The sequence below is a fragment of the Blautia luti genome (assembly GCF_033096465.1).
Lineage (GTDB): Bacteria > Bacillota > Clostridia > Lachnospirales > Lachnospiraceae > Blautia_A > Blautia_A luti.
The window spans coordinates 3329726-3353336 of record NZ_AP028156.1; the positions used below are offsets into that span (position 1 = coordinate 3329726).

Below are 23611 nucleotides of genomic sequence, written 5' to 3' on the forward strand. Positions count from 1 at the left end.
CTAATATACAAAAATGTAAAAAAGCGGTCTTATCCCCCTCGCAATCACACATATATCATGTTTTTCAATACAATTTCTTCTGCACTAGCTTTTATATTATTCATCAGCCTGACCCACTCCATCTGATCCTGTGCCTTTAATTCTTCAGTTACACCCTGTTTTTCTGTCATCTGTTCCATAAGCGTTTCCACCTGTTCTCTGACTTCCTGATCGATCTGATTCAGATGTTCATTCAATTTTCCGGTCAATAACATGTATTGATATCTTGCTGATCTGTGTTCTTTTAAGAACTGCTTTCGTAACATTCCATATTTTCCATATGTCGGTTCTTCTTCTCTTAAAACCAGATCCGGCAAATAGTAATCTCCATGCAACGTATAGCTCATTCCATTTTTCTCATCATAAATCTGTTTTTTCATAGTCTAAATCTCCAATCCTTTGTATTTTGTTTTATTTTTCTTACGTTGTTGGTTTTCAATCTGGCTCTTTTGAGTTGCCCATTCCAACTGTTTCAGAACGCTTCCCTTTGGCATTTGCTCCATTCGCCGTTTTTCTTCCAGTGCCCTTTGTTCTTTAATGTCCTGCTGCACCACATCCTCTACAGTTTCCATTCCCAGAATACGCACCACTCTGTCATATCTGTCCGAAATCTCTTGTAAACGTTGATTATCATTTGATAATTTTCCATTTTCTTTACGCACATCATCTAACTGCGTTTGGATATCATCACATTTCTCCGTAGATTTTTGATATTTGTTTTTCCAGCTTTCTATCGTTTTGTTAAGTTCTACAACCTTTCCAGCTAATGCAGCAATCTGATTCTTCATCTTGATAAACAATGGCTTGATTTTATTTTCTCTGTAAGGTACTGCACGTTCAAATGTTCCTGCCTCCGGTAAAAACGTCTTAATCATTCCATATTCTTTTATTTCTTTACTGGCATTATCCATAATCGGCTGCAGCACATCTCGACGCTCTTCCAGACTTTTTACTTCTTTTTCTGCGTCCTCTGCCCTTTGTTCTGCTTCTTGTTTCTCCCTGCTTGCCTGTTCCTTATCGTCTTTTAAAATCTGGATATCTGCTCTGAATTCCGCAATTTGTGCTGTCAGTTCTTCGTTTTCTGCAGTTAGATACTCTTTCTCCTGCTCCAGCTCCTGTACTTCCTTTTTTCGCTCTTTCTTCTTGAAGTTATAAACATCCAAATGTTCCTCATGAGTACCTTTCTGTTCCCATTCAATGCCATGCTGTTTTGCAATCTCTGCCAGGACCTTTTTTTCATGGTTCATCCACTGGTTCAACTCTGTATCATGCTTATTTCCACCTTGAAATCCAAGACTTTTTAATGCCTGTTTCAACGAAACTCTGGTGTCCATTCCTTTTCCTTTCCAATCAGTCACATAAGGAATAAAATCAATATGTAAATGTGGAGTAGACTCATCCTGATGTAGATAACACCCAAATACCCGTAGCGTTGGATTCCGTTTCTGGAAGTCCTTTACATATTCATCCAGCACTTTTACAGCCAGATCTCCTTCTACTGTTCCGACAGCCATATCTTCTCGATTTCCAATTTGAAAAATCACTTCGTGGAACAACTTCTCTTGTTTTCCCTGCCGAATTTTTTCATAGTAATTTGTAATCTGCCGATCTTTTCTTTTTCCGATGTTGTATCTCCCCACAGCATCATCAAATAACTCTTTATAGACTTCCTTCAGATTTTCATTCTGGTAACAAATATTTAATTGTACTCTGTCCGGTTCTACATTCTCTGCGAAAAACTCTCTCCTGTTATGGGCCAAAGAACCTTTCCCTATCATACCGCTAATTGTTCGTTTTATCATAATGTTTCTCACCTCTTTTCTGAGCAAGTGCCAGATAGCACATAATTTTTATTTACGCCAGTCATGGCGATATTAAAAAATTTTCGCCGGATACGGCGGTTTTGTTACTTTTGTCAAAAGTAACGCAAAAGCACTTTCGACAGCCGTACCGTCCATCAAAAGTACCCTTGCGCCCTGCCGGGGGCTATCCAATCAAATTATTCCGGTATTCTTACCTGTACATATTCCAGATCTCCGCAATATGGTGTTCCCACCAGATACCATTCTCTTGCCGGATTCATCTCCATTCTTGTCCGTACCCACTTATCATCAACCAGCACCTCAAGACCTTCTCCACAGTGAAATCCCGTATCAATCCATAAGTCCGACGCTAATAACCCATATCTGTCATTGCTACTGTTATATCCTAATCTTCCCTGCTTCATCGAATCGTTCTCCCTTCTTCACAACTATCAAATTTACAGCAACCTCACCGTCCAGCCTCAGCTTTCCGTATGCGCCTTACCACTTTCTTCTTGTTTACTTCTCACAGGGGCGTGACACGCTCCTGTAAAAATGTAGTCAACAAGAACTGTTACCATCGAAAGCTCTCTTGCATTCCTTTTCTATCCAGATACTCCTGCCGGAACTTTTCCCGTTCTTCTTCTGTTGGTGCAGTTTTGGATTTACTGTATACCTCACGATTTACCATTGCATCCAGCTTTTTCTCCAAACCTTTTCTTATATCATCTGCTTCCTGTTCCTGATCCAGTAAATGATATTTTATAATCTTTCCAAATAACTCCTCTGGAATCATAACGTTTTTCAAGTTCTCACCTTCTTACAATTTATGTAAGGACGCAACACTGCAATGTCTTTACAGATTGCAACCTTGCATTTTAATTCCGCATTTTCTATATACTCTGCAATGTTGCACCCTTAATTTATTCCGGCTTAACTTTATTTAAATCCCAATACCATGAATTACCGATTCGTCTTGCCTTAATTCCAAGTTCCTTTTTTGCATTTTCCAGTGTTCTTTTAGAAATATTCAAATCTTCTGCCATATCAAAGATTTCACTGCTTTGCACAGAAGTTGATGTTTCTGCCAGTTCCCTCAGCATCTTTTTTGCCTGTTCCAGTTTATTTACCTTTGGAGCAATTCCACCAAGCACCTCATCTGCTGTGATTTCATAGTCACCTATCCACTCAAATCCGGTTTCTGTCAGGCGAAATGCTTTGGAATGTCCAAATGCAGCCAGATTATTTTTAATCTGAACCACTGCTCTTAAGTCCGGTTCTCCCTCTATTCTTCCTACCAGTAATACGCTTCTGGCTACTGCAAAAAAGTCAATCGAACCCCTTCCTCTATATACAGCTTTATTTCCACCAGCTTTATTCATATGTCCGATTAATAAAATTGCACATTTATACTTTTCTGCCAGCAAGCTCAATCTTTTTGTCATATCCCTTGCTTCATTTGCCCGGTTCATATCCATTGTTCCTCCAAGGTATGCCTGAATCGGATCTAAAATAAGCACTCTCGCACCAGTCTGTTTGATAGCAGATTCCATTCTCTCATCAATCATGAATCCAATGAACTCTGGTATGAACTGGATATAAATAATAAATTTCCCGGTGATATAGAAACAAAAACACAGAAATGGTATGCCGGACTTCGCTTTTATGGAAATGATCCGGAACATTCTTTAAACGCAGATATGTGTAATTTTCTTGCTGATCTGCAGGAGAACAGAGAAAGCCTGGAATCTTATTTCACAGGCAAAGATATGTTTGATATGTGGAAAAAGCAGACGTTGGCATACTACACTTCCAAACCTGTCACCCATAAAGAAATTGAAGAACTGGATTTTGAGACACGAATCCGTAAACGAGATGAACTTTTAGCACAAAAATTTTCCAATAACGAACAGAAATAGTATCACAGGCAGATATGCGAAGATTTTCATTTTCTTCCCATACCTGCCTGTTTTTAATTTATTCGCTATTCTTTACAGCCTTATTTTAAACTTTTTACCCAACAGAAAAACCCCGGAAACCTTGCGGTTCCGGGGTATCTTACGTTTGGACACATGTACCTTGCGGTACTCAATATATATAATTTAAGATGTTATGCTAAAATTATTCGATGATTGTAGCAACACGTCCTGATCCAACAGTACGTCCACCTTCACGGATAGCGAAAGTAAGACCCTGGCTCATAGCGATTGGGTGGATCAGTTCGATTGTCATTTCGATGTTATCTCCAGGCATACACATTTCTGTTCCTTCTGGAAGGTTGCAAACACCTGTTACGTCTGTTGTTCTGAAGTAGAACTGTGGACGATAGTTGTTGAAGAATGGAGTATGACGTCCACCTTCATCTTTTGTCAGAACGTAAACCTGAGCTGTGAATTTTGTATGGCATGTAAGTGTTCCTGGTTTAGCAAGAACCTGTCCACGCTCGATTTCGTTTCTCTGAACACCACGAAGAAGTGCACCGATGTTATCACCAGCCTGAGCTTCATCAAGGAGTTTACGGAACATCTCGATACCAGTTACAACTACTTTACGAGTTTCTTCTTTGATACCAACGATTTCAACTTCATCAGATACATGAAGAACACCAGCTTCTACTCTACCAGTAGCAACTGTACCACGACCTGTGATAGAGAATACGTCCTCTACAGGCATTACGAATGGTTTGTCTGTATCACGCTGTGGATCTGGGATATAGCTGTCAACAGCATCCATAAGATCCATGATTCTGTCGCCCCACTCACCGTTCGGGTCTTCAAGAGCTTTAAGAGCAGAACCTTTGATTACCGGGATATCATCTCCTGGGAAATCATACTCGGAAAGAAGTTCACGAATCTCCATCTCAACCAGTTCAAGAAGTTCTTCGTCATCAACCATATCACATTTGTTCATGAATACAACGATGTAAGGAACACCTACCTGACGAGCAAGAAGAACGTGCTCTTTTGTCTGAGCCATAACACCATCTGTAGCTGCTACAACAAGGATAGCACCATCCATCTGAGCTGCACCTGTGATCATGTTCTTAACGTAGTCAGCATGTCCTGGGCAGTCAACATGTGCATAATGTCTCTTCTCTGTCTGATACTCAACGTGAGCTGTAGAAATTGTGATACCACGCTCTCTTTCTTCTGGAGCTTTATCGATATCTTCAAAGTTTTCTACTACGTTTCCAGCAACTCTCTCAGCCAGAACTTTTGTGATTGCAGCTGTTAAAGTTGTTTTACCATGGTCAACGTGTCCAATGGTACCAATGTTACAATGCGGTTTTGTTCTCTCAAACTTAGCTTTTGCCATTTTAAAACGTCCTCCTTAAAACAATTGGCTCTTATATTATTATAGAGCATCTTTTCGGTTTTAAACTTGCTATCCTTGATTATATTGCATAATCAGAATATTTGCAAGCATTTTATACAATTTGATAAGTTTCACACTATAAACAGTGTATCATTATCAATTGTTGTATCATTACAGTCCACACATTACTGAGAACATAGTGAACAGTAACTTTATATCTCCTACACCCTGCCGGCTTTAAACACCGGCAGACTGCAGATGATCAATAATTATCAGTCTTTCTTAGAAAGGATCTTTTCCTGTACAGACTTCGGAACCTGCTCATATTTCTCAAAGAACATAGAGTAGTTACCACGTCCCTGTGTTCTGGAACGAAGGTCTGTAGCATATCCGAACATTTCGGAAAGCGGTACATATCCGCGGATCATCTTACCACCGCCGATATCTTCCATACCCTCGATACGTCCACGACGGGAGTTGATATCACCAATAACGTCACCCATGTAATCTTCTGGTGTAGTAACTTCGACCTTCATGATTGGCTCAAGAAGAACCGGAGCTGCTTTCTGCATAGCATCCTTGAATGCAAGAGAACCTGCAATGTGGAATGCCATTTCAGAAGAGTCGACTTCATGGTAAGAACCATCGTATACATTAGCATATACACCAACTACCGGGAATCCACCAAGGATACCAGCTTTCATAGCCTCTTCGATACCTTCGCCAACTGCAGGGATGTATTCCTTCGGAATAGCACCACCAACAACTGTGGATTCGAACTTGTACAGTTCTTCTCCGTTGGCATCCATAGGCTCGAATTTAACTTTACAGTGACCATACTGTCCACGACCACCAGACTGTTTCGCATATTTGCTGTCGATATCAACAGATTTGGTGATTGTTTCTTTGTAAGCAACCTGAGGAGCACCTACGTTAGCCTCTACCTTGAATTCACGAAGGAGACGGTCAACGATGATATCCAGATGAAGCTCACCCATACCAGCGATAATGGTCTGTCCTGTTTCCTGATCTGTATGTGCACGGAATGTCGGGTCTTCTTCTGCAAGTTTTGCAAGAGCTTCACCAAGTTTACCCTGTCCAGCTTTAGTCTTAGGCTCGATAGCCAGCTCGATAACTGGTTCTGGGAATTCCATGGACTCCAGGATTACCGGATGCTGCTCGTCACAGATTGTATCACCAGTTGTTGTGAATTTGAATCCGATAGCTGCAGCGATATCACCGGAATATACTTTATCAAGTTCCATACGTTTGTTAGCATGCATCTGAAGAATACGTCCAACACGTTCTTTCTTGTCCTTAGTAGCGTTAAGTACATAAGAACCGGAATTCATTGTACCGGAGTATACACGGAAATATGCAAGTTTACCAACGAATGGGTCTGTCATAATCTTAAATGCCAGAGCTGAGAATGGTTCTTCATCAGAAGAATGTCTCACTACTTCGTTACCGTCCAGATCAGTTCCCTGAATTGGAGGAATATCTGTAGGAGCCGGCATATACTCAAGGATAGCATCAAGAAGTTTCTGAACACCTTTGTTTCTGTAAGCAGAACCACAGCAAACCGGAACAGCAGTACACTCGCATGTAGCTTTTCTTAATGTTGCTTTCAGTTTCTCAACAGTTGGTTCTTCACCTTCAAGATATTCCATCATTAAGTCGTCATCAAGCTCACAGATTTTCTCAATGAGCTCTGTATGATAAAGCTCAGCATCTTCCTTCATGTCTTCAGGAATGTCAACGATGGAGATGTCATCACCTTTTTCATCGTTGTAGATGTAAGCTTTCATTTCGAATAAGTCAATGATTCCTTTGAAATCATCTTCTTTTCCGATTGGCAGCTGTAAGCAGATTGCGTTTTTACCAAGACGAGTCTTGATCTGCTCTACTGCACCGTAGAAGTTTGCACCAAGGATATCCATCTTGTTGATGAATGCCATACGTGGTACATTGTAAGTGTCGGCCTGACGCCATACGTTTTCAGACTGCGGTTCAACACCACCCTTAGCACAGAAAACGCCGACAGCACCGTCAAGTACACGAAGAGAACGTTCAACTTCTACTGTGAAGTCAACGTGACCTGGGGTATCAATGATGTTGATACGATGTTCCAGAGCACCTGGCTTCGGTTTGCAGTTCTCTTCCAGAGTCCAGTGACATGTTGTAGCCGCTGAAGTGATTGTGATACCTCTCTCCTGCTCCTGTTCCATCCAGTCCATGGTAGCAGTACCTTCATGAGTATCACCAATCTTATAGTTGACACCTGTGTAATACAGGATACGTTCTGTAAGAGTTGTTTTACCCGCATCGATATGAGCCATAATACCAATATTTCTGGTACGCTCTAATGGATATTCTCTTCCCTCTTTAGCCAATGGATTTTCCTCCTATATTAGAAGCGATAGTGAGCAAATGCTTTATTTGCCTCAGCCATCTTGTGCATGTCTTCTTTTCTCTTAACGGATGCACCTGTGTTGTTCATTGCATCTAAAAGCTCATTTGCAAGTCTTTCTTCCATTGTTTTCTCGCCTCTTTTACGAGAGAACATTGTTAACCAGCGAAGAGCCAGTGCCTGACGTCTGTCTGCTCTTACCTCGATCGGAACCTGATAAGTAGCACCACCGATACGTCTAGCTTTTACTTCGAGAAGTGGCATGATGTTGTTCATAGCCTCTTCGAAAACTTCAAGTGCTGGTTTACCAGCTTTTTCTTCGATTCTGGCGAATGCACCGTAAACAATTTTCTGTGCTACACCTTTCTTACCGTCTAACATGATGTTATTGATAAGTTTGGTAACCACTTTATTGTTGTACATTGGATCTGCCAGAACGTCTCTTTTCTGAGTATGTCCTTTACGTGGCACGTTACTTCCCTCCTTAATCATTGTGATTAAATCATCGGTACTCACGCAGATAACTATTGCATGTTCGCACTGGTAAGGTCCTATATTTAACCCGCAACCGGCAGGGTATATGGAATACCGTACAAATTCATAGTTCTAGTCTTCCGTGAATTTTCGATTGATTAATTCCTGCTGTCCTAAACAATAGGATCAGCTCTTAAAATTCTTATGAAACCTTTTTAGAATTATTTCTTTTTCGGTCTCTTAGCGCCGTATTTAGAACGGGCCTGTTTTCTGTTAGCAACACCTGCAGTATCAAGAGTACCTCTGATGATGTGGTATCTTGTACCAGGTAAGTCCTTAACCCTTCCACCACGGATAAGAACAACGCTATGCTCCTGAAGGTTGTGACCTTCTCCTGGGATGTAGCTTGTTACTTCGATTCCGTTGGAAAGACGAACTCTGGCGATTTTTCTAAGAGCTGAGTTAGGCTTCTTAGGAGTTGCAGTCTTAACTGCTGTACAAACGCCACGTTTCTGTGGTGCAGACTGTTCAACTGCTTTCTTTCTTAAAGAGTTGAATGTTTTCTGGAGAGCCGGAGCTGTAGATTTCTTTACAGATGTCTGGCGTCCTTTTCTTACTAACTGGTTGAATGTTGGCATTCCATTTCACCTCCCGATTTATTTCTCCATAGATTTTTCTATGGGGCCTTGCGGTTGCTATTCGTGTAATTACGCGCAAAAAAATTAAACGTTCCTTTTGCACGCTTGCTTATTATATCCTGCAAATCTCCTGCTGTCAAGGGATTTTACAGGAAATTTGCCTTAATTTTTCAACGTTTTTATTTATTGGATATTTTGGTCAGGATACGTAATTGCATTTTCCGGATCACTTCATTATAATAACATTCAAAGATAAATACCAACACTATCATATGCAGAAAGGATCATCTATGAAGAAACCGAACATAATGACAGTTCTTGTGTTTCTGACAGGGCTTCTGTGCATTGTCTCCCTCTTTTTCTTTTCCTGGAGTACATACAGGCAGATCATTTCCACAGAAAAAGATGTAGACGCTGTATCAGAGCAGATTACTGCCAAACAGTCTGAAATACACGAAGCACAGGAAAAATATACCAGCGCTGTGGATCAGGCACAGTCCAATATTGACCGCCTGAAACAGAAAGAGAAAAATCTTTCTCAGAAAGATACCAAGGAGAAAGCAGAAGTCTCTGCCGAAAGTTCTTCCAAACCATCCGTGTTCAACGAAGAAAATACTTCTGTATTCAGTGATTCCAGTGCCACTTCATCCGGTCTGGGCCACATCGTGGGAATCGATCCGGGGCATCAGAGTGAGAATGTAGATATGAGTGCTCTGGAACCTAATGGCCCCGGTTCCTCTGAAATGAAGGCCAAATGCTCCACCGGCACCCAGGGATCTTACACAGGAGTTCCTGAATATGAACTGAATCTGGAAATTTCCCTTCTATTAAAAGATGCACTGGAAGCGAAAGGTTATCAGGTGGTTATGACAAGAACAGACAATGACACAGCCATCAGCAATATGGAACGTGCACAGTATATAGCCGCCCAGGGAGCCGAAATCTATGTCCGCATTCATGCAAATGGTGATGATTCCCACACCACATCCGGTGCCCTGACTATGTGTCCATCTCCCAGTAATCCTTATGTTGCCCAGCTTTCCGAACCCTCTGCCAAATTATCCCAGGATATCCTGGATTCCTATTGCGCAGCTACAGGATTTCAGAATCTTGGCGTCCAGTATTACGACAATATGACCGGGATCAACTGGAGTACAGTTCCCGTCACCATTCTGGAAATGGGATTTATGACCAATGAAAACGATGATACCAAGATGAACAACCCGGAATTCCAACAGACAATGGTAACAGGAATTGTCAATGGCATTGACACTTATTTTGCAGCCAGTTAATTCAGCTCAATCCAGACGGATACCAGCCGTTTAATTATATTATCCGTTTAATCGTCTAATTATGAAAGGAAAATTTTAATGTCCGAAAATAACCAGTCCAAAAAACCTGTCTTTTTATATGTTGTGATCGCAGTATTGACGATCGCAGTTATCGGCCTGGGAGCTCTTTCATTCCTGTCTCTCAGCCATCTTGTTTCCTTACAGCAGAAAGTACAGACTCTCTCAGATACAGTGGAAGACATTTCCACTACTTCCAACACTCTGATCAGTCAGGCTGATCAGCTGAATCAGCTGAAGGAACAGGAAGCCGCACAGCAGGCATCTGCTGCTCAGAATTCTGCTGACGAATCAGAAAGCTCCGGTACTTCTCAGGAAGAAGGTACTCTTTCTCCTTCCAGCAATACAACCTTTACAGATAACACAGACTCCAGTATGGACGCCCTCCTGAACCAGGTGCAGACTCTTCTTCCTCAGGATAACGGTACCTGGTCTGTATATGTGTGCAATCTGTTGAAAGACTCCGACGGAACTGTCAACGATACCCCGATGCAGGCAGCCAGCCTGATCAAGCTGTATATCATGGGAGCTGTATATGAAAATTATGACTCTCTTGCCCAGTCCCACAGTGCCGATACCCTGGACAGCAATATTTCTGCCATGATCACAGTAAGTGATAACGATGCAGCCAATACTCTGGTGAACTGGCTGGGTAATGGAGATGATGCCGCAGGTATGTCCGTTGTCAACCAGTTCTGCCAGGCACATGGTTTCACCAGCACACAGATGAACCGTCTGCTGCTCGCCAGCAGTGAAAACGGCGATAACTATACTTCTGCCAAAGACTGTGGTACATTTTTAAAAGAAATTTATCAGATCGTTAATGGCACTATTTCTGATTCCACGCTTCCGAATGCGGAAGCCATGTATTATCAGTTAAAAATGCAGCAGCGCAAAAACAAGATTCCTGCCCAGATGCCGGATGGCGTACACACAGCCAATAAAACCGGTGAACTGGACACTGTAGAAAACGATGCAGCCATTATCTTCGATACAGCCAAGGGTATTGATCTGGTCATCTGCTTCATGTCTCAGGATCTGAACGACACCGCCACAGCCCAGAATACTATCGCAACAGATGCCCGTGCGATCTACGGTTACTACAATGAATAGGATACGGCAGAAATTTTTCTGAGAGATTCCGGTCAAAAGAAAGCCAGTCTGTAGTTATTTTTTCCACAGACTGGCTTTTTTATTCTCTTTATCAGACGTAGATTCATAATTTACTCAATATTTATTCGGTTTCTTCTGTTTCTTCATAGGATTTTTCCCATATTTCCGAAAAAACTGCCAGCGGACAGTCTGTCAGCAGGCACATGAGCAGAAAGCACTCATAGGGATTTACAATATAGATTTCTCCCATGCCGCACTTCAGCAGGATCTCCTGTATTTCAGTCAGGAAATGTTTATACCTGTTAAATGGATCATCATCTTCCATCTCCTGGGATACAATAAAAAATTCCAGTGTGATCAGGTCAAAACGTTCCACAGGAAGCTTGTGACTGAGAATATTGGTAATCCTCTGTCTGCTGAAACGCTTCTGGCTGAAATGTTTCGCAAGGATAGACGCTGACATCTTTTTCAGATTTCCCATCTTGTTGATAGGAATTCCGCTGCAGATCACTTTTTCCACATCAGAGGGTGTGATCTTCTCTGCTGTCCACACTTTATCCCCGCCTTTTTCCTCTTCATCATGCTGATATAAGCCGGCAATGATCTGTTTCGCATGGTACAGCAGCCTGTCAAATTCCCGAAATGCCTGGCTTCGCTCTGACATGGGATCATCCCTTTTCGCCTTTAATCTGGCCAGAAATTTCAGCAGCTTCTCTTCTGTATCCAGGCAGAGATCATTGCTGCACAGTACCTGGGAACTGTCCATCTGTACAGGTTCCAGCTTCTCATATTTCTTCTTCAGTTCCTCTGCTTTATAGTATCCAAACTGATTACTGTAACAGTACCAGTAAATTACTTCTGCCGGATTATGGAAATCGAAATCCTGCTCTTTCAGGACTCTGGTAAGGAAATCTGAAACATCTTCTGCAGTCATCTTCAGTCCGAAACCCAGCAGAAAGACTGTCTCTCTTTTTACAGATGCCTGGTTCAGCCAGTTATTTACAAGAGCCGACAGCTTCGTAGATGTAGGATTCATGGACTTCGGCGTATAGGTTTCTTTGAAAGAATCCAGAATGATATCTTTATATACTTCCTGTGGAACCTCAGAGAAAGGTTCCTCCAGTTCCGCTCTTTCGTATATGTAACGTTTCAGATGATCACCAAAAGAAACCAGCGTCATTTCTTTATACAGATAGTGAAAGATCACGTCAGCATCTTCATCCTCGAAGCTGTCCAAACTTACTACCTGCCGGAATCTCTGTGCCGCCTTTCTGGTAAATTCATAGTCCTGTACCTTATCAAATGCCACTGTCTGTTCAAAATCCAGATCCTGCATACGATTTTTCATGCTGCATCACCTCTCATTTTTGTCCTTAAGTCCTTTCAGCCAGGTTTTCAGTCTTCTTCCTGAATCCTGTTTCTGCACTTCACACAGGACGATTGTTACATTATCCCGTCCGCCTTTCTGCAATGCACGTTCCAGAAGAAGTTCCACAATATCTGCCAGTGGAATTTCCCTGGCAAGTATATCTGCGATCTCACCGTCCGAGAGCATATCTGTCACTCCATCTGAACACATAAGATATCGATATCCCTCTTTATGTTCAATTTCCTGGATGGATGGTTCCAGAATCTGCTGTTCTTCCGGCACTCCCAGATACTGTGTCAGCGGAGCTTTTCCCAGAAGATTTCTTCCCAGGACATGATCCGTAGATACCTGTCTGAAATGCTCCCCGTCAGAAAAATAGATCCGGCTGTCTCCCAGATTGCATACAAACATGGATTCCGGGGTAAACAGCGTCATCGCCAGAGTTGTCCCCATACTCTGGATATGATTCTCCTCACTGTAACCACACACTGCCTTGTTCATGCTTTTACACACACCCTGGATAAAATCTTCCGGTACATCTCTCAGTGTGCGTTTATTGGCACTGTAGTATTTCCCAAATTCCCGGGAAGCCACGAATGCTGCCATTTCTCCGCAGCTCTCTCCGCCCATACCGTCAAATACTGCCAGCGCAGGTGTTCTGTTTCCGGAAATGGTTTCCGACCGGATTCCCTGGGTTCCATGATTTTCTGCAGGAAGAAGCTCACCGCAGCACCAGAAATTATCCTCATTGTTTGCCCGTACCCTGCCCATATGGCAGGTATAGGCATACTCAATCTGATATGCCATCTTCTGTTTTCGTTCCCTCTCCCTTCAATGCTTTCAGTGAATTATTCCAGTATTTCTCACCGCGCTTTACATATTCGTCATTATCAGTTTCATTATCGTGACATGTTCCATTGGCATCGATCCAGCGGATCAGCTCACCGTCATCATAATAATAATACTCTGCTGTTTCGTCATACCAAATATATGCGAAAAACAGCTTCTCATCCCAGTAGAAATACTCTTCATACTTCTTCTCACCGGACTCTGCCGGATAGATCAGCGCTTTCATACACTGACTCTCTATATCCAGATTTCCATCTGCATTCTCAACTGTCTTTACACGTTTCAGGTATCTGAGCACTGTGCCTTCTGACCCTACCCAGTCATAACTGTCCAGATCATCCGTGATAGTTGTGGCTCGGTCTTTAATGTTCTCGATCGCTGTTGTGAAATCCTTGGAATCTCCTTTGTCAATGCCATATTTGTCATTGTCCAGAATATCTACCAGACTGTTTCCCGGAGCATCGGAAGAATTATGCATGCTGATTCTGATATAAAGTCCTCCTGCTATCAGAACTGCAAGTCCCACCACTGCCGCAACCAGGGCTCTTCTCAACATCTTCTCTTTCTTTCTGCGGCGTCTTCTGGCTGCCATGATTCTGGCAGACTGTGCAATATTCTGTTCTCTGTCCTTCTGTGAAACCGACTGCTGAACTGGCTGTGAAACTTTAACCGTTTCTGCCGGATGTACCTGTTTCGGCTGTACTGTAGCCGTCTTATATGCCTGACTCCTGGATTTCGGCTCCGTCTCTCCTGAAGATGTCGGAGCTGGACGATCTTTCTGTTTAATTTCTGAAGTCTTCTGAGCCCTTCCGGTCATTCTGCCGTGTTTCAGATCATCCAGATCCCTGTAAAATTCCTCAGGAGTCTGGTATCGTTTGGCCGGATCAAAGGCGCACGCCTTCAGGATGATCTGTGCAAACAGTCTGCCTGCCTCTGCCGGAGGTTCCATCTGTTCCCCGGACATTCGTCTGGTCAGCGCATTCTCTTTATCCCTGTAAGTGATAAACTGTTTCTCCAGATTCATAAAAGGTAGTCTGTTATGGTTCATAAGCTTATATAGTACAATACCCAGTGAATAAATATCCACTCCGCTGTCATATTTCTCACCTTTATACATCTCAGGTGCCATATAAGAATAAGTACCCTTTTTCGAAAAACCACTCATAGTGCGTTCCAGTTCCCGGGCAATGTCGAAGTCTCCCAGCTTGAAATCTCCGAATCTGGACACAAAAATATTCTCCGGTTTAATATCCCGGTGAATAATATTCAGCTTCCTGCAGTATTCCAGAGCCTTACTTAAGTCCAGGCCAAGCTGTATCACTTCATTCTCAGTGAGCTGTTTCTCCGCGCAGCAGTCCATAAAACTAGTAAGATATTCCATACGTATGGAAATTTCCCATCCGATGGCATCCAGATATTCCATTACCTTGAAGTCCTCTACGGATACAATGTAGGAATTTCCGCGGAAATACTCCATGGTGCTGATTTCCTGGATACATTCTTCTACCAGATTCTGGAAATACTGTCTGGCTGCCTGGTCATCTCCGGTTTCAGACCGTACACTGTTCAGTTCGCTCTGGCTTCCGGGAATATTGATGATCTTAATTGCTGAATAGAAAGATTTTCCCCGTTCTGTGCGCTGCGCTTTATAAACCTTGCCGAAAGAGCCTTCGCCGATCTTCTCAATAATCTTCCACTCCGGCCATGCGGAAACCGGCAGTTCCTTGTCCATGCTGCACCTCCTTTTTTGTTTCTTTATATTTTTCTTATTATACTGAAATTATAACAGAAAAGATAGGTTTCTTTGTATTTTTCTTTTTTACATTTTCTTCCATATATCATACTTTCCTGCAGGATCTGATGTTAGTTTCCTGTCGATATATTTTGACAAAAAAAGATGCAGACTTCCTGAGAAATCTGCATCTTCATATAATTATTCGTTATCTTCGGACTCTTCCTGTTCTGTTTCAGCAGAATCTTCCTCAACGTCAGATTCCTCAACATCGAATTCCTCATCTTCCGGAAGTTCTTCTTCCATTGTGATAAGTTCTTCATCCTTCAGTTCTTCGTCCTGAAGCTCTTCTGCTTCCTCTAACTCATGATGTGGTTCAGGCATTGTAGTATCCAGTCTTACTTCGCTGTAGCGTTTCATACCAGTACCAGCCGGAATCAGTTTACCGATGATTACGTTCTCTTTCAGACCGATCAGCGGATCGACTTTACCCTTGATAGCAGCTTCTGTCAGAACCTTGGTTGTTTCCTGGAAGGAAGCGGCTGACAGGAAGGAGTTGGTAGCAAGGGATGCCTTGGTGATACCAAGCATAACCTGTTTTCCTTCTGCAGGCTGTTTGCCTTCTTTTTCCATCTGCTCGTTAACATCCTCATATTCAAGGAAATCAACCAATGTTCCCGGAAGGAATTCTGTATCTCCGTTATCTTCGATACGGATCTTCTTCAGCATCTGGCGAACGATAACTTCGATATGCTTATCACTGATCTCAACACCCTGGAGACGGTATACACGCTGTACTTCACGGATCATGTAATCCTGAACTGCACGTACACCCTTGATTCTCAGGATATCGTGCGGATTTACGCTACCTTCTGTAAGCTCATCACCGGCTTCAAGAACCTGTCCGTCAGTGATCTTGATACGGGAACCGTATGGGATAAGATAAGTCTTGGACTCACCTGTCTCCTGATCTGTAACGATAACTTCACGTTTCTTCTTAGTGTCATTGATAACAGCAACACCAGGGATTTCTGTGATGATGGCAAGACCTTTCGGCTTTCTTGCCTCGAAAAGCTCCTCGACACGAGGAAGACCCTGTGTGATATCTCCACCGGCAACACCACCACTATGGAAGGTACGCATGGTAAGCTGTGTACCTGGCTCACCGATAGACTGAGCAGCGATGATACCGACAGACTCACCAACCTGAACTGCTTCACCAGTTGCAAGGTTCGCACCGTAACATTTCGCACAGATACCAACTTTACACTTACATGTAAGGATTGTACGGATCTTAACTCTCTCGATGGATCCACCTGTTACGTTGTCAACGCCCTCTTTCATAATGCGGGCTGCACGCTTCGGTGTGATCATATGGTTAGCTTTTACTATAACTTCGCCATCTTTATTCTTAATTGTCTCGCAGGCGAAACGGCCTGTGATACGTTCCTGAAGTCCTTCGATCTCTTCTTTACCGTCTACGAAGCCTTCTACATACATACCTGAGATTTCATCTCTGTTCTCACAGCAATCTGTCTCACGTACGATCAGATCCTGGGAAACGTCAACCATACGTCTTGTCAGGTAACCTGAATCGGCTGTACGAAGAGCGGTATCGGACATACCTTTTCGAGCTCCATGGGCAGACATGAAGTATTCCAGTACATCAAGACCTTCACGGAAGTTTGACTTGATAGGCAGCTCGATGGTGTGACCGGTTGTATCGGCCATCAGTCCTCGCATACCTGCAAGCTGTTTGATCTGTTTATCGGAACCACGGGCACCGGAGTCAGCCATCATGAAGATGTTGTTGTATTTATCAAGTCCGGACAGAAGAGCATGTGTCAGCTCATCGTCAGTCTTCTTCCATGTATCAACAACTTCTTTGTAACGCTCTTCTTCAGTGATAAGACCACGTTTGTAGTTCTTTGTAATAAGGTCTACTGTATCCTGAGCCTGTTTGATCATTTCCGGTTTCTGCGGCGGAACGGTCATATCGGCAATGGCAACAGTCATGGCAGCACGTGTGGAATACTTGTAACCTGTAGCCTTGATAGAGTCAAGAACCTCAGCAGTCTTTGTAGCACCGTGAGTATTGATAACTTTTTCAAGAATCTGTTTCAGCTGTTTCTTAGCTACCAGGAAGTCAACTTCAAGGAGAAGTTCATTTCCAGGAATGCTTCTGTCTACGAAACCAAGATCCTGAGGAAGGATTTCGTTGAACAGGAAACGTCCAAGTGTAGATTCTACGTTACCGGTCAGAACGGAGCCGTCCGGCATTGTCTTGCTGCAGCGAACTTTGATCTTGGACTGCAGTGTGATTACTTTATTTTCATAAGCAAGGATTGCTTCGTTTACGCTCTTGAAGAACTTGCCTTCACCCTTGTTTCCAGGTCTCTCCTGAGTCAGATAGTAGATACCAAGTACCATATCCTGTGAAGGAACAGCTACAGGTCCACCATCAGAAGGTTTCAGCAGGTTGTTCGGTGATAACAGAAGGAAACGGCACTCTGCCTGAGCTTCCTGTGAAAGCGGAAGATGTACGGCCATCTGATCACCATCAAAGTCGGCGTTGAACGCGGTACAAACAAGCGGATGCAGTTTGATCGCTTTACCTTCTACAAGAATCGGTTCGAATGCCTGGATACCAAGACGGTGCAGTGTAGGTGCACGGTTCAGCATAACCGGATGTTCTTTGATAACATCTTCGAGAACATCCCATACAGCCGGCTCCAGTTTCTCTACCATTTTCTTAGCGTTCTTAATGTTGTGTGAAGTTCCGTTGGCAACAAGTTCTTTCATAACGAAAGGTTTGAACAGCTCGATCGCCATCTCTTTCGGAAGACCACACTGGTAAATCTTAAGTTCCGGTCCTACGACGATAACGGAACGTCCGGAATAGTCAACTCGTTTACCAAGAAGGTTCTGACGGAAACGTCCGGATTTACCTTTCAGCATATCGGAAAGGGATTTCAGGGCTCTGTTTCCAGGACCTGTTACAGGACGTCCACGACGACCGTTGTCGATCAGGGCATCAACTGCTTCCTGAAGCATACGTTTCTCGTTACGAACGATGATATCCGGTGCACCTAATTCCAGAAGTCTCTTCAGACGGTTGTTACGGTTGATGATTCTTCTGTAAAGATCATTTAAGTCAGATGTTGCGAAACGTCCACCATCCAGCTGAACCATAGGACGCAGATCCGGCGGAATGACAGGGATAACTGTCATGATCATCCACTCAGGACGGTTTCCTGACTCACGGAAAGATTCTACAACTTCCAGACGTTTGATGATTCTTGCACGTTTCTGACCTGTAGCATCTTTTAATTCTTTCTTCAGTTCTGCAGAATCTTTCTCAAGATCAATTGCCTCAAGAAGTTCCTTGATGGATTCTGCACCCATACCTACACGGAAATCATATCCATAAGCCTCACGGGCATCCTGATATTCTCTCTCTGTAAGTACCTGTTTGTACTGGAGTCCGGAATTAGCCGGATCCAGTACAATATAGTTTGCAAAGTAAAGGACTTTCTCCAGAGTTCTCGGAGAAATGTCAAGGATCAGACCCATACGGGACGGAATTCCTTTGAAATACCAGATGTGGGATACCGGAGCAGCCAGCTCGATATGTCCCATACGCTCTCTACGTACAGAGGATTTGGTAACTTCTACACCACATCTGTCGCAGACAACGCCTTTATAGCGAATCTTTTTGTACTTTCCACAGTGGCACTCCCAGTCCTTACTCGGTCCAAAGATCTTTTCACAGAAAAGTCCGTCTTTCTCCGGTTTCAAGGTACGGTAGTTGATGGTCTCAGGTTTTAAAACCTCGCCTCTTGACCACTCTCTGATTTTCTCAGGGGACGCCAGTCCGATTTTGATGGCATCGAAAGTCATTGGCTGATATGTTTCATTGGCGTTAGTTGTTTCTGCCATGTATTCTTTCCCCTTTCTTACTCTTCGTCATCGTCTTCAAGAGCTTCATCCAGCTCAATGAAGTCGTCATCCTCATCTTCGTCCTCGTCAATATCAACGAGTTCTTCTCCGTCAAACTCCTGCTTTGTATAGCCGTGTTTGCCGTAGTCTTCTTCTCTGTCGTGATGTCTTCTGGAATCTCCTTCGATAACAGAACGAAGATCTGTATCGCCGTAATCTACAGATTCAAGAAGATGTACTTCTGTATTGTCATCCTTGAGTACCTTCACATCCAGACCAAGAGACTGAAGCTCTTTTAAGAGAACCTTGAAGGATTCCGGAATACCCGGCTCAGGAATATTGTCACCCTTGATGATCGCTTCGTATGTCTTCACACGACCAACAACATCATCGGATTTCACTGTCAGGATTTCCTGCAGTGTGTAGGATGCGCCGTATGCTTCCAGTGCCCAAACCTCCATCTCACCAAAACGCTGTCCACCGAACTGAGCTTTACCACCCAGAGGCTGCTGTGTTACCAGAGAGTAAGGACCTGTAGAACGTGCATGGATCTTATCATCAACCAGATGATGCAGTTTCAGATAGTGCATGTGACCGATTGTTACAGGGCTGTCGAAGTATTCACCTGTACGTCCGTCACGAAGGCGTACTTTACCATCTCTGGAGATCGGAACGCCTTTCCACAATGCTCTGTGAGCTTTATTCTCATCCAGATACTGCATTACATCAGGTGCTAAAATGTCTTTGTATTTCTCACGGAACTCTTCAAAGTCTTCTGTGTTTACATAGTCGTTTGCAAGTTCCAGTGTATCCTGGATATCATGCTCGTTGGCGCCCTGGAAAATAGGAGTTGCAACGTTGAATCCAAGTGCTTTCGCTGCAAGGCTTAAGTGAATCTCCAGAACCTGTCCGATATTCATTCGGGAAGGCACACCCAGAGGGTTCAGCACGATATCAAGCGGACGTCCGTTCGGAAGGAATGGCATATCTTCAACAGGAAGTACACGGGAAACAACACCTTTGTTACCGTGACGTCCGGCCATCTTATCACCAACGGAAATCTTTCTCTTCTGTGCGATGTAGATACGTACGGACTGGTTTACACCAGGGGACATCTCATCGCCATTCTCTCTTGTAAATACCTTGGCATCTACGACAATACCGTATTCACCGTGTGGTACTTTCAGAGAAGTATCACGAACTTCACGTGCTTTCTCACCGAAGATTGCACGAAGAAGTCTCTCTTCTGCAGTAAGCTCTGTCTCTCCCTTAGGAGTAACTTTACCAACAAGGATATCACCGGCACGTACTTCTGCACCGATACGGATGATACCACGCTCATCCAGATCCTTCAGTGCGTCGTCGCCGACACCAGGAACGTCACGTGTAATCTCTTCCGGTCCAAGTTTGGTATCACGGGCTTCTGCCTCATATTCTTCAATATGAACAGATGTATAAACATCGTCCATAACAAGTCTCTCACTAAGAAGTACAGCATCCTCGTAGTTGTAACCTTCCCAGGTCATGAATCCGATCAGTGGGTTCTTACCAAGGGCAAGTTCTCCGTTTGCTGTAGAAGGACCATCTGCGATAACCTGTCCTGCCTCTACGTGCTCACCCTGGAATACGATTGGCTTCTGATTGTAGCAGTTGCTCTGGTTACTTCTTAAATATTTGGTCAGATGGTAATCATCTTTTGTTCCATCGTCGTTCTTGATGCTGATGTCTGTAGATGTGGAACGAAGTACAGTACCGGCTTTCTTTGCAACTACGCAGACACCGGAGTCGACTGCTGTCTTAACTTCCATACCTGTACCAACTACAGGAGCTTCTGTTGTAAGAAGCGGTACGGCCTGACGCTGCATGTTAGATCCCATCAGCGCACGGTTAGCATCGTCGTTCTGAAGGAACGGAATCAGTGCTGTAGCAACAGAGAATACCATACGAGGAGATACGTCCATGTAATCAAACATATGACGCTCATACTCCTGAGTCTCTTCACGGAAACGACCGGATACATTCTTATGAATGAAGTGTCCTTCTTCGTCCAGAGGCTCGTTGGCCTGTGCTACATGGTAATTATCCTCTTCATCTGCGGTCATATATACAACTTCATCTGTTACACGAGGATTCTTAGGATCTGTTTTATCGATCTTACGGTATGGTGCCTCGATAAATCCGTACTGATTGATTCTCGCATAGGATGCAAGAGAGTTGATCAGACCGATGTTAGGACCTTCAGGGGTCTCAACAGGGCACATTCTTCCGTAATGTGAATAGTGGACATCTCGAACCTCGAATCCGGCTCTGTCTCGTGACAGACCACCAGGTCCCAGGGCGGAAAGACGTCTCTTGTGGGTCAGCTCACCAAGAGGGTTGTTCTGATCCATGAACTGTGACAGCTGGGAAGAACCGAAGAACTCTTTCACTGCTGCAGTTACAGGTTTGATATTGATCAGGGACTGCGGAGAAATGTTCTCTGTGTCCTGAGTTGTCATTCTTTCACGAACCACACGCTCCAGTCTGGAAAGACCGATTCTGTACTGGTTCTGAAGCAGCTCGCCTACCGCACGGATACGACGGTTGCCCAGGTGGTCGATATCATCGGCATTACCAAGGCCATATTCCAGATGCATATTGTAGTTGATAGAAGCAAAGATGTCTTCTTTTGTAATATGCTTCGGAATCAGATCGTGGATATCTCTGTGGATTGCTGCGATTCTGTCTTCTAATGTGTCATTTTCTTCCAGAATGTTTTCGAGAACAGGGTAGTATACTAATTCTGTAACACCGATGCTCTTCGGATCTTCGATCTCTGGGAGATAGTGGCGGATGTCAACCATTAAGTTGGAAAGAACCTTGATTCTGCGGTCTTCCTCGCCGAGGATCCATACATATGGAACGGCGCTGTTCTGGATGGTATTTGCCATTTCTTTGGTTACAACAGTTCCCTCTTCTGCCAGGATCTCGCCTGTAGAAGCATCAACAACATCCTCAGCCAGTTTATGGCCAACGATTCTTCTGTTGAGGTGGAGTTTCTTGTTGAATTTATAACGTCCAACTTTCGCAAGGTCATATCTTCTCGGGTCAAAGAACATTGCGTTGATCAGGCTCTCCGCACTCTCAACTGCAAGTGGCTCACCCGGACGGATTTTCTTGTATAATTCAAGAAGACCTTCCTGATAGTTAGTGGATGTATCCTTTGTAAAACTTGCAAGGATCTTTGGCTCTTCGCCGAAGAGATCAATGATCTCAGCATTGCTTCCTACACCAAGTGCACGGATCAGAACAGTGATCGGAACCTTTCTTGTTCTGTCCACACGTACATAGAAAACATCATTGGAGTCTGTCTCATATTCCAGCCATGCACCTCTGTTCGGGATAACAGTACTGGAGAACAGTCTCTTACCAAGTTTATCATGCGCAATCGCGTAATAGATTCCAGGGGAACGTACTAACTGGCTGACAATTACACGCTCAGCACCATTGATGACAAAGGTACCGGTAACTGTCATAATAGGTAAATCTCCCATGAAAATCTCGTGTTCGTTGATTTCCTCTGTTTCTTTATTAATCAGTCTCACTCGAACCTTCAAAGGTGCGGCGTAAGTTGCGTCACGTTCTTTACACTGTTCGATATTGTATTTCGCATCTTTCTCGTCAAATGTAAAGTCGATGAATTCCAGACTGAGCTTTCCGCCGTAATCTGCGATCGGAGAAATGTCATCAAAGACTTCCCTCAGTCCTTCATCAAGAAACCATTTGTAAGAATCTCTCTGGACTTCGATCAGGTTCGGCATTTCCAGGACTTCTTCTTGTCTCTGGTAGCTCATACGCATGCTTTTTCCAGTTTTTACAGAACGAATTCTGTTTTTTTCCATTGACGTTTCACCCCTGTTTTTTCTTTAAATTTATTATAACTTGACCCTTTTTGTCAAAGACATAAAGGCACATCTTGCCATAATATAGCATTCTTCACTATAGCACAGCAAATTGTACCTGTCAATCACTTTTTTGATATTTTTTAAATTATTTTTATTGTTTCTTATGCAAAATATTCTGTCTGTACCGGCATGGTAAATACGTATTGATCCAATACCTATTTACCATGCCGGTATCTCTGATTGTCTCAAAAAAAGCAGGAACGCCAATGACATTCCTGCTCGCAATTTTTCTATATATAATAGAAAGATAATTATTTAAGGTTAACCTTAGCGCCTTCAGCTTCAAGTTTTGTCTTGATGTCTTCAGCTTCTGCTTTGGATGCGCCTTCTTTAACAACCTTAGGAGCTCCGTCAACCATTTCTTTAGCTTCTTTAAGACCTAAGCCAGTTACTTCACGAACAACTTTGATAACTTTAACTTTGTTTGGTCCAACTTCTGCAAGTTCTACGTCGAACTCATCTTTTTCTTCAGCTGCTTCTCCAGCTGCTCCAGCTGCTGCTACTACAACACCTGCTGCTGCGGATACACCAAATTCTTCTTCACAAGCTTTTACTAAGTCGTTTAATTCTAATACAGATAATTCTTTGATTGCTGCAATAAATTCTTCTGTTGTTAATTTTGCCATTTTAATTTCCCT

The 23611-nt window shown here is 43.3% G+C and carries 17 protein-coding genes and 1 pseudogene; 3 read left to right on the forward strand and 15 right to left on the reverse strand.

Features of this window, described 5'->3' with window-relative positions:
• Positions 1 to 44: 44 nt before the first annotated feature.
• From R8695_RS15430 to R8695_RS15450, 5 genes and pseudogenes are all read right to left on the reverse strand, one after another.
• Positions 45 to 419, reverse strand: coding sequence for a TnpV protein (locus R8695_RS15430; RefSeq protein ID WP_154779506.1), 375 nt, complete (start codon positions 417 to 419; stop codon positions 45 to 47).
• Positions 420 to 422: 3 nt separating this feature from the next.
• Positions 423 to 1841 (reverse strand): plasmid recombination protein, encoded by a 1419-nt coding sequence (locus tag R8695_RS15435; RefSeq protein WP_154779505.1) that lies wholly within the window; start codon positions 1839 to 1841, stop codon positions 423 to 425.
• Positions 1842 to 2038: 197 nt separating this feature from the next.
• The gene (locus R8695_RS15440; protein ID WP_118411115.1) at positions 2039 to 2266 is read right to left on the reverse strand and encodes a DUF5348 domain-containing protein; all 228 of its coding nucleotides are present in this window, start codon (positions 2264 to 2266) and stop codon (positions 2039 to 2041) included.
• A gap of 149 nt (positions 2267 to 2415) precedes the next feature.
• Positions 2416 to 2649, reverse strand: coding sequence for a complexin-2 (locus tag R8695_RS15445; protein WP_330412578.1), 234 nt, complete (start codon positions 2647 to 2649; stop codon positions 2416 to 2418).
• 115 nt (positions 2650 to 2764) lie between these two features.
• Positions 2765 to 3409, reverse strand: a pseudogene (locus R8695_RS15450) (AAA family ATPase); the annotation flags it as partial.
• Between the two features lie 132 nt (positions 3410 to 3541).
• Between R8695_RS15450 and R8695_RS15455 the strand changes: the two are divergent.
• Positions 3542 to 3760, forward strand: coding sequence for a hypothetical protein (locus R8695_RS15455; RefSeq protein WP_205730788.1), 219 nt, complete (start codon positions 3542 to 3544; stop codon positions 3758 to 3760).
• Positions 3761 to 3962: 202 nt separating this feature from the next.
• Here the strand turns inward: R8695_RS15455 and tuf are convergent, their stop codons facing one another.
• The 4 genes from tuf to rpsL all read right to left on the reverse strand — a co-directional run bounded on the left by tuf (position 3963) and on the right by rpsL (position 8678).
• Entirely contained in the window at positions 3963 to 5156 is a 1194-nt protein-coding gene (gene tuf / locus R8695_RS15460) for an elongation factor Tu (RefSeq protein WP_118509158.1), read from the reverse strand.
• Between the two features lie 272 nt (positions 5157 to 5428).
• On the reverse strand, positions 5429 to 7549 hold the full coding sequence (gene fusA, locus R8695_RS15465; RefSeq protein ID WP_154779504.1) for an elongation factor G: 2121 nt from the start codon (positions 7547 to 7549) through the stop codon (positions 5429 to 5431).
• Between the two features lie 17 nt (positions 7550 to 7566).
• Entirely contained in the window at positions 7567 to 8037 is a 471-nt protein-coding gene (gene rpsG, locus R8695_RS15470; protein ID WP_020993199.1) for a 30S ribosomal protein S7, read from the reverse strand.
• Positions 8038 to 8261: 224 nt separating this feature from the next.
• The gene (gene rpsL, locus R8695_RS15475; RefSeq protein ID WP_008705161.1) at positions 8262 to 8678 is read right to left on the reverse strand and encodes a 30S ribosomal protein S12; all 417 of its coding nucleotides are present in this window, start codon (positions 8676 to 8678) and stop codon (positions 8262 to 8264) included.
• Positions 8679 to 8968: 290 nt separating this feature from the next.
• Here rpsL and R8695_RS15480 point away from each other — a divergent pair, with 290 nt between their 5' ends.
• Both R8695_RS15480 and R8695_RS15485 read left to right on the forward strand, forming a co-directional pair.
• On the forward strand, positions 8969 to 9970 hold the full coding sequence (locus R8695_RS15480; protein WP_154779503.1) for an N-acetylmuramoyl-L-alanine amidase: 1002 nt from the start codon (positions 8969 to 8971) through the stop codon (positions 9968 to 9970).
• A gap of 78 nt (positions 9971 to 10048) precedes the next feature.
• Complete coding sequence (locus tag R8695_RS15485) at positions 10049 to 11140, forward strand: serine hydrolase (RefSeq protein WP_118509155.1); 1092 nt, start codon at positions 10049 to 10051, stop codon at positions 11138 to 11140.
• 121 nt (positions 11141 to 11261) lie between these two features.
• On the opposite strand, the gene R8695_RS15490 is transcribed toward R8695_RS15485, so the two are convergent.
• The 6 genes from R8695_RS15490 to rplL all read right to left on the reverse strand — a co-directional run bounded on the left by R8695_RS15490 (position 11262) and on the right by rplL (position 23599).
• Positions 11262 to 12488, reverse strand: a complete 1227-nt coding sequence (locus R8695_RS15490) for a hypothetical protein (protein ID WP_118509154.1) — start codon at positions 12486 to 12488, stop codon at positions 11262 to 11264.
• 6 nt (positions 12489 to 12494) lie between these two features.
• A complete protein-coding gene (locus R8695_RS15495) occupies positions 12495 to 13316 on the reverse strand; it encodes a PP2C family protein-serine/threonine phosphatase (protein WP_118509153.1) in 822 nt (273 codons plus the stop codon).
• Complete coding sequence (locus tag R8695_RS15500; protein ID WP_317676173.1) at positions 13300 to 15090, reverse strand: serine/threonine-protein kinase; 1791 nt, start codon at positions 15088 to 15090, stop codon at positions 13300 to 13302. Before R8695_RS15500 ends, R8695_RS15495 begins: the two co-directional genes overlap by 17 nt.
• 201 nt (positions 15091 to 15291) lie before the next feature.
• The gene (rpoC, locus tag R8695_RS15505; RefSeq protein WP_154779501.1) at positions 15292 to 19029 is read right to left on the reverse strand and encodes a DNA-directed RNA polymerase subunit beta'; all 3738 of its coding nucleotides are present in this window, start codon (positions 19027 to 19029) and stop codon (positions 15292 to 15294) included.
• A 17-nt stretch (positions 19030 to 19046) separates the two neighbouring features.
• On the reverse strand, positions 19047 to 22910 hold the full coding sequence (gene rpoB / locus R8695_RS15510; protein ID WP_154779500.1) for a DNA-directed RNA polymerase subunit beta: 3864 nt from the start codon (positions 22908 to 22910) through the stop codon (positions 19047 to 19049).
• A 314-nt stretch (positions 22911 to 23224) separates the two neighbouring features.
• Positions 23225 to 23599, reverse strand: a complete 375-nt coding sequence (rplL, locus tag R8695_RS15515) for a 50S ribosomal protein L7/L12 (protein ID WP_019163102.1) — start codon at positions 23597 to 23599, stop codon at positions 23225 to 23227.
• Between the last annotated feature and the right edge of the window lie 12 nt (positions 23600 to 23611).